This window comes from Burkholderia sp. Se-20378 (genome assembly GCF_017104665.1).
In the GTDB taxonomy this organism is placed as follows: Bacteria; Pseudomonadota; Gammaproteobacteria; order Burkholderiales; family Burkholderiaceae; genus Burkholderia; species Burkholderia lata.
Window position 1 is genome coordinate 1 of record NZ_JAAGPG010000432.1, and the last position, 6,829, is coordinate 6,829.

5 protein-coding genes are annotated in these 6,829 nt (G+C 68.2%); 2 read left to right on the forward strand and 3 right to left on the reverse strand.

What is annotated here, in order from left to right:
- Nucleotides 1-1,242: alpha/beta hydrolase-fold protein (locus tag G3N93_RS30335; protein WP_206134604.1), on the forward strand; the 1,242-nt coding region annotated here is incomplete at its 5' end.
- 165 nt (nucleotides 1,243-1,407) lie between these two features.
- On the opposite strand, the gene G3N93_RS30340 is transcribed toward G3N93_RS30335, so the two are convergent.
- Nucleotides 1,408-2,100 (reverse strand): aspartate/glutamate racemase family protein, encoded by a 693-nt coding sequence (locus G3N93_RS30340; protein ID WP_206134605.1) that lies wholly within the window; start codon nucleotides 2,098-2,100, stop codon nucleotides 1,408-1,410.
- A 137-nt stretch (nucleotides 2,101-2,237) separates the two neighbouring features.
- On the opposite strand from G3N93_RS30340, the gene dinB reads away from it, so the two are divergent.
- Nucleotides 2,238-3,401 carry a DNA polymerase IV gene (gene dinB / locus G3N93_RS30345; RefSeq protein ID WP_206134606.1) on the forward strand — a complete coding sequence of 388 codons (1,164 nt, stop codon included), beginning with the start codon at nucleotides 2,238-2,240 and terminating at the stop codon, nucleotides 3,399-3,401.
- A gap of 60 nt (nucleotides 3,402-3,461) precedes the next feature.
- On the opposite strand, the gene G3N93_RS30350 is transcribed toward dinB, so the two are convergent.
- A complete protein-coding gene (locus G3N93_RS30350; protein ID WP_206134607.1) occupies nucleotides 3,462-5,549 on the reverse strand; it encodes a M3 family metallopeptidase in 2,088 nt (695 codons plus the stop codon).
- Between the two features lie 258 nt (nucleotides 5,550-5,807).
- Nucleotides 5,808-6,668, reverse strand: a complete 861-nt coding sequence (folD, locus tag G3N93_RS30355; protein ID WP_174941850.1) for a bifunctional methylenetetrahydrofolate dehydrogenase/methenyltetrahydrofolate cyclohydrolase FolD — start codon at nucleotides 6,666-6,668, stop codon at nucleotides 5,808-5,810.
- Nucleotides 6,669-6,829: the final 161 nt, after the last annotated feature.

The following is a 6,829-nucleotide window of genomic DNA, read 5'->3' on the forward strand; positions in this document are numbered from 1 at the left end:
TCGGTGCCCGCGCAGCCGTTGCGCACCGACGCAACGATCGCGCGCGGCCTGAACCCGCCCGACGAAGCGACACGGCTCGTCACGTTCCTGTGGCGCGGTGCGCGCGACAACGTGCGGCTGCTCGGCAGCCCGTCGGGCGAGCACGACACGCTGCGGCACCTGCCGGGCAGCGACGTCTGGTATCGCAGCTACGTGGTGCCGGCCACGACGCGCATCAGCTACCTGCTCGCTCCCGACGTGCCCGAACTGGATCTCGACGACGGTGCGCGGCGCCGCGCGATTCTCGCAACCGCGCAGCGCGATCCGCTCAATCCGCACGCGTTCATGAATCCCGCGCCCGATCCGTTCCAGGGCAAGTCGGTGCTCGAGTTGCGCGACGCGCCGCCGCAGCCGTGGATCGCACCGCGCGCGAACGTGCCGGCCGGTTCGCTGACCGCTTACCGGTTCGCCAGCACCGTGCTCGGCAATACCCGCGACGTGTACCTGTATCGACCGGCCGGCTACCGTGCGGACGATCCGGCGCGCGCGCTCGTCGTGGTGTTCGACGCACACGCGTACGTCGACGCGGTGCCGACGCCGACGATCCTCGACAACCTGATCGCGGAAGGGCGCGTGCCGCGCACCGCGGCGCTCATCGTCGGCAATCCGGACGGCGCGACGCGCGGCCGGGAACTGCCGCCGAATCCCGCATTCGCGCGCTTTCTCGCGGAAGAACTGATGCCGTGGGCGCGTCGCGAAGGCGTGAGCGCGCCGGCGGCGCGCACGGTGATCGCAGGGTCGAGCTACGGCGGGCTTGCGTCGGCCTACGCGGCGCTGCGCCACCCGGAACTGTTCGGCAACGTGCTGAGCCAGTCGGGTTCGTTCTGGTGGGCGCCCACGCAGGGCGATGCGCGTACGCGTACCGCCGAATGGCTGACGCGCGAATATGGGGAGCGTGAGCGGTTGCCCGTGCGTTTCTATCTGGAGAGCGGCCGTTTCGAGGACGGTAAGGGGCCGGCCGGCATCGGCACGACGAGCCGCCATCTGCGCGACGTGCTGCAGGCGAAAGGCTATGCGGTGCGCTACGCGTCGACGGCGAGCGGCCACGACTATCTGCACTGGCGCGGATCGCTCGCGTGTGGTCTGGTCGCGTTGATCGGCACGCCGGGGCAGGGGGAACGAGCGCCATTCGCCGCTGCGTGCCCGTTCGAGCGGCCAGTCGAACCGAGCGAAGGGTCAGGCGCGACGGTCGAAGCGTCCTGACTTGCCGGCGAATGCGATGCGAACCGCTTCAGCGGTGTCGTTGTACATCCATGCTGGCGCTTGCCTCGCAACTTGCCCCGTTCGTGAGGCCGTTCGGTAGAGGCGAGCGGCCCATTGTGCCGGTACGCGTTCGCGTCATCGGCAGCATCGCAGCGGCGGGCCCGGTCAGCGCGCCGCCCACTCGACCGCCGCCTTCGCATGCAGCGCGGTCGTGTCGAACACCGGCAGCGGCGAGTCGTCCGCGCCGATCAGCAGCGTGATCTCCGTGCAGCCGAGGATCACGGCCTGCGCACCACGCCGGGCCAGTTCCTCGATGATCTTCACGTACGTCGCACGCGATTCCGGCGAGATGATGCCGTGGCACAGCTCGTCGTAGATGATCCGGTGCACGTCGTCGCGCCCGCGCTCGTCCGGCACGAGCACCTCCATTCCGAACTTGCCGCGCAGCCGCTCCGCGTAGAACGGCAACTCCATCGTGTAGCGCGTGCCGAGCAGCGCGACGCGCTCGACGCCCGCATCGCGCAGCGCACTGCCGGTCGGATCGGCGATGTGCAGGAACGGCAGCGTCACCGCGGCTTCGATCGCATCGCACACGCGGTGCATCGTATTGGTGGTCAGCACGACGAGATCGGCGCCGGCCGCTTCGAGCTGTCGCGCGGCGCCGGCCATCCGCTCGCCAAGCGCGGTCCAGTCGTGCGTGCGCTGCAGCGCCTCGATCTCCGCGAAATCGACCGTGACCAGCACGCTCTTCGCGTTGTGGTGCCCGCCGTGCAACGCCTTCGAATGGCGATTGATCATCCGGTAGTACTCGGCGGACGATTCCCAGCTCATCCCGCCGATCAGTCCGATCGTCTTCATCCGTCACCTTTGCGTTTCGTGTATTGCGGCAGACGAGTATAGGCGCCGCTGTCCGCGCCCGGCCGGTACGATCCGCGCAAAGCGGGCCAGTACGGCGCCGCCGGGCCTGGCCGCACGCGACAGTTGAAACCGGCACTGTGTTTTTGTACAGTATCGGCACCGTGAACCCGACCATCATTCCGCCTGCCGATCCGCACGTGCCGCCGCCGGGCGACGCGCTGCCGCGCATGCGCAAGATCATTCACTGCGACTGCGACTGCTTCTACGCGTCGGTCGAGATGCGCGACGATCCGTCGCTGCGCAACCGGCCGCTCGCGGTCGGCGGCCGGCCCGACCAGCGTGGCGTGATCGCGACCTGCAACTACGAGGCGCGGCGCTACGGCGTGCATTCGGCGATGTCGTCGGCGCTGGCGATGCGCAAGTGCCCGGACCTGCTGATCCTGCCGACCGCGATGGACAAATACCGCGCGGCGTCGCGGCAGATCATGGCGATCTATCGCGACTACACGCCCGACGTCGAGCCGCTGTCGCTCGACGAGGCCTACCTCGACGTCAGCGGGTCGGAGCGGTGCCAGGGCAGTGCGACGCTGATTGCGCGCGAGATCCGCCAGCGCGTGTTCGACACGGTCGGCGTGACCGTGTCGGCCGGCGTCGCGCCGAACAAGTTCATCGCGAAGATCGCGTCCGACTGGAACAAGCCCGACGGGCTGTTCGTCGTGCGGCCGCACGAGATCGACGCGTTCGTCGCGGCGCTGCCGGTGCGCAAGCTGCACGGCGTCGGCAAGGTGACGGCCACGCGGCTCGACCGGCTCGGCATCCAGACCTGCGCGCAGTTGCGCGACTGGCCGTTGATCGCCCTGCACCGCGAATTCGGTGCGTTCGGGCGGCGGCTGTACGAACTGTCGCGCGGGATCGACGAGCGGCGCGTGCAGGCCGACCAGGAGCGCAAGTCGGTCAGCGTCGAGACGACCTACGTGACCGACCTGACGACGCTCGAGCAGTGCGCGGAGGAAATCCGCCGCCTCGTCGTGCAACTCGACGCGCGGATCGAACGGGCGGGCGCCGCGCGCTCGATCCGCAAGCTGTACGTGAAGATCCGCTTCGCCGATTTCCAGCGCACGACGGTCGAGTGCGTGGCCGATGCGACGAATGCGGACACGGCCGTCACGCTGCTCGCGAAGGGGCTGCAACGACGTGCGCAGGCGGTGCGGCTGCTCGGCGTCGGCGTGCGCATCGACGAGGATACGGCCGAGCGCCACGGGCAGTTCTCGTTATTCGACGACGAATCGCCCGCGCCATGAAAAAAGGCACCGCCGAAGCGGTGCCTTTGCTTGCATGCAGCCGGAAGGGCCGGGCGGCGCTCAGTGCGCAGGCGCGGCCATGCCGTTGTGGCGCAGCAGCGCATCGATCTGCGGCTCGCGGCCGCGGAACGCCTTGAACGAATCCATCGCCGGGCGGCTGCCGCCGACCTCGAGGATTTCACGGCGATAGCGTGTGCCGGTCGCCGCATCGAGCACGCTGCCGCTTGCGGCGGCCGCTTCCTCGAACGCCGCGTACGCATCGGCCGACAGCACCTCGGCCCACTTGTAGCTGTAGTAGCCGGCCGCGTAGCCGCCCGCGAAGATGTGGCTGAACGTGTTCGGCCAGCGCGAGAACGCGGCTTGCGGGATCACGTGATAGCGCTCGTTGATCTCGCGCGCGAATGCGGTCACGCCGGTGGCGCCTGCCGGGTCGAAGTCGACGTGCAGCAGCATGTCGAACATCGAGAACACGATCTGGCGCAGCGTGCCGAGCCCGCTCTGGAAGTTCTTCGCCGCGATCATCTTGTCGAACAGCTCGCGCGGCAGCGCGGCGCCCGTGTCGACGTGCGACGACATCGACGACAGCACGTCCCATTCCCAGCAGAAGTTTTCCATGAACTGCGACGGCAGCTCGACGGCATCCCATTCGACGCCGTTGATGCCCGACACGCCGAGTTCGTCGACACGCGTGAGCATGTGGTGCAGCCCGTGGCCGAATTCATGGAACAGCGTGATGACTTCGTCGTGCGTGAAGCACGCGGGCTTGCCGCCGACCGGCGCCGAGAAATTGCAGGTGAGATAGGCGACCGGCGTCTGCACGCTGCTGCCGCGCTTCGCGCGCGAACGCGCGTCATCCATCCATGCGCCGCCGCGCTTGCCTTCGCGCGCGTACAGGTCGAGATAGAACTGCGCGACGAGCGAGCCGTCGCGGTTCTCGACGCGGAAGAAACGCACGTCCTTGTGCCACACCGGCGCGTCGTCCGGCTTGATCTGAACGCCGAACAGCGTCTCGGTGACGGTGAACAGGCCCTTCAGCGCGGCCGGCTCCGGGAAGTACTGCTTGACCTCGTTTTCCGAGAACGCGTAGCGCTGCTGGCGCAGCTTTTCGGCTGCGAATGCGACGTCCCACGGCGCGAGTTCGGCGAGGCTGAGTTCCTTCGCGGCGAACGTGCGCAGCTCGTCCCAGTCCTTGTCCGCATGCGGGCGCGCGCGCGTTGCGAGATCCTCGAGGAATGCGATGACCTGCTGCGGCGATTCGGCCATCTTCGGCGCGAGCGACACTTCGGCGAAGTTTCGGAAGCCGAGCATCAGCGCCTCTTCGCGGCGCAGCTTCAGCGCATCGGCGACGATCGCCGTGTTGTCCCATTCGGCCTTGCCGTCGCCGTACTGCGGCCCGAGTTCCGACGCGCGCGTCGCATAGGCGCGGTAGAGCGTCTCGCGCAGCGCGCGGTTGTCGGCGTATTGCAGCACCGGGAAGTACGACGGGAAGTGCAGCGTGAATTTCCAGCCTTCCTTGGCATCCTTTTGCGCGGCTTCGCGCGCGGCCTCGATCGCGTCGCCGGGCAGGCCGGCCAGGTCGGCCTCGTCCTGCACGAAATACGCGTACGCGTTGGTCGCGTCGAGCACGTGGTCGGAAAATGCCTTCGACAGTGCGGCCTGCTGTTCCTGCAGTTCGGCGAAGCGCGGCTTCTGGTCCTCGGGCAGCTCGGCGCCCGACAGACGGAAATCGCGCAGCGCGTTGTCGAGGATCTTCTTGCGTTCGGTGGACAGCGTCGCGTATTCGGCGCTTGCGGCGATCGCCTTGTACTTCTCGTACAGCGCGAGGTTCTGGCCGACGCTCGACCAGAATTCGGTCACGCGCGGCAGGTTCTCGCCATAGGCGGCCCGCAGTTCGGGCGTATCGGCGACCGCGTTCAGGTGGCCGACGATGCCCCAGGCGCGACCGAGCGGCTCCGTTGCGTGCTCGACCGTCTCGACGATTTCTGCCCAGGTTGCCGGCGTCGCGGCCGCGCTTGCCGTGTCGACCGCGCGGTTGGCGGCTTCGAGCAGCGTGTCGAGCGCGGGCGTCACGTGTTCCGGACGGATCTCGCCGAAGCGGGGCAGGCCCGAGAAATCGAGAAGCGGGTTGGTGTTGGCGCTGGCGGACATAAGACTCCCTGTCTGTTGCCGGATGAACCGGAGTGAAAAGGGTAAGGCGCGCAAGGCAACGCGGCGCCCGATATCGACATTATTGGGGCGCATCGCGCGCTTTCCAATCGTTAGTTTCTAACGATGCGATTGACGCGGGGTCGAATGCAGGGTGGAGGTGTTTGACGGCGCGGCGCGGCCGGCGCGGTACAGTGCGGTGCCGGGTGGCCGGCGAGGCGCCGGCGCGCGGAATCGCACGCCGGCTGAACGGGCTGGCGCTCACGCGGCCGCGTCGGCGGCGCGCTCGGCGGCTTCGATCGTGTTGATCAGCAGCATCGTGATGGTCATCGGGCCGACACCGCCCGGCACCGGCGTGATGTGGCCGGCCACTTCCTTCACGCCCGCGAAATCGACGTCGCCGCACAGCTTGCCGGCGTCGTCGCGGTTCATGCCGACGTCGATCACCGTTGCGCCGGGCTTCACCATGTCGGCGGTCAGGATGTTGCGCTTGCCGACCGCGGCGACCACGACGTCGGCCTGCCGCGTGTGTGCGGCGAGGTCACGCGTCTTGCTGTGGCAGATCGTCACGGTCGCGCCGGCGTCGAGCAGCATCATCGCCATTGGCTTGCCGACGATGTTCGAGCGGCCGATCACGACCGCGTTCGCGCCCTGCAGCGGAATGTCGTGTGCCTCGAACATCTTCATCACGCCATACGGCGTGCACGGGCGGAACAGCGGCTTGCCGGTCATCAGCGCGCCGGCGTTCGCGATGTGGAAGCCGTCGACGTCCTTCTCCGGCGCGATCGCCTCGATCACCTTGTGGCTGTCGATGTGCTTGGGCAGCGGCAGCTGGACGAGGATGCCGTGGATCTTCGGATCGCGGTTCAGCTCGTCGATGCGCGCGAGCAGGTCGGCCTCCGACAGCGTGTCCGGGTACGCATCCTTCAGCGAGAAGAAGCCGTTGTCCTCGCACGCCTTGATCTTGTTGCGCACGTAGACTTCGCTCGCCGGGTTGGCGCCGACGAGGATCACCGCGAGACCGGGCTGGTGGCCGCGTGCGGTCAGGGCGGCGGCGCGTTCGGCGGCCTGTGCGCGCAGGGTCTTCGAAAGGGCGTTGCCGTCGATGAGGAGGGCTGTCATGGTGGTGGTCCTGCCGGGAAGTTGGAATGCGGTCGTGCGGCGCCCGAAGCGTCGCAGCAAAGCACGCGATTATACCGTTCGCCTGCTGCCGCCCGACAGCGAATAAGCAGGAAGCGTCATGGCCGCGGCGCTTGCGCGCCGGGAGAAAGGCCGCCGCCGCG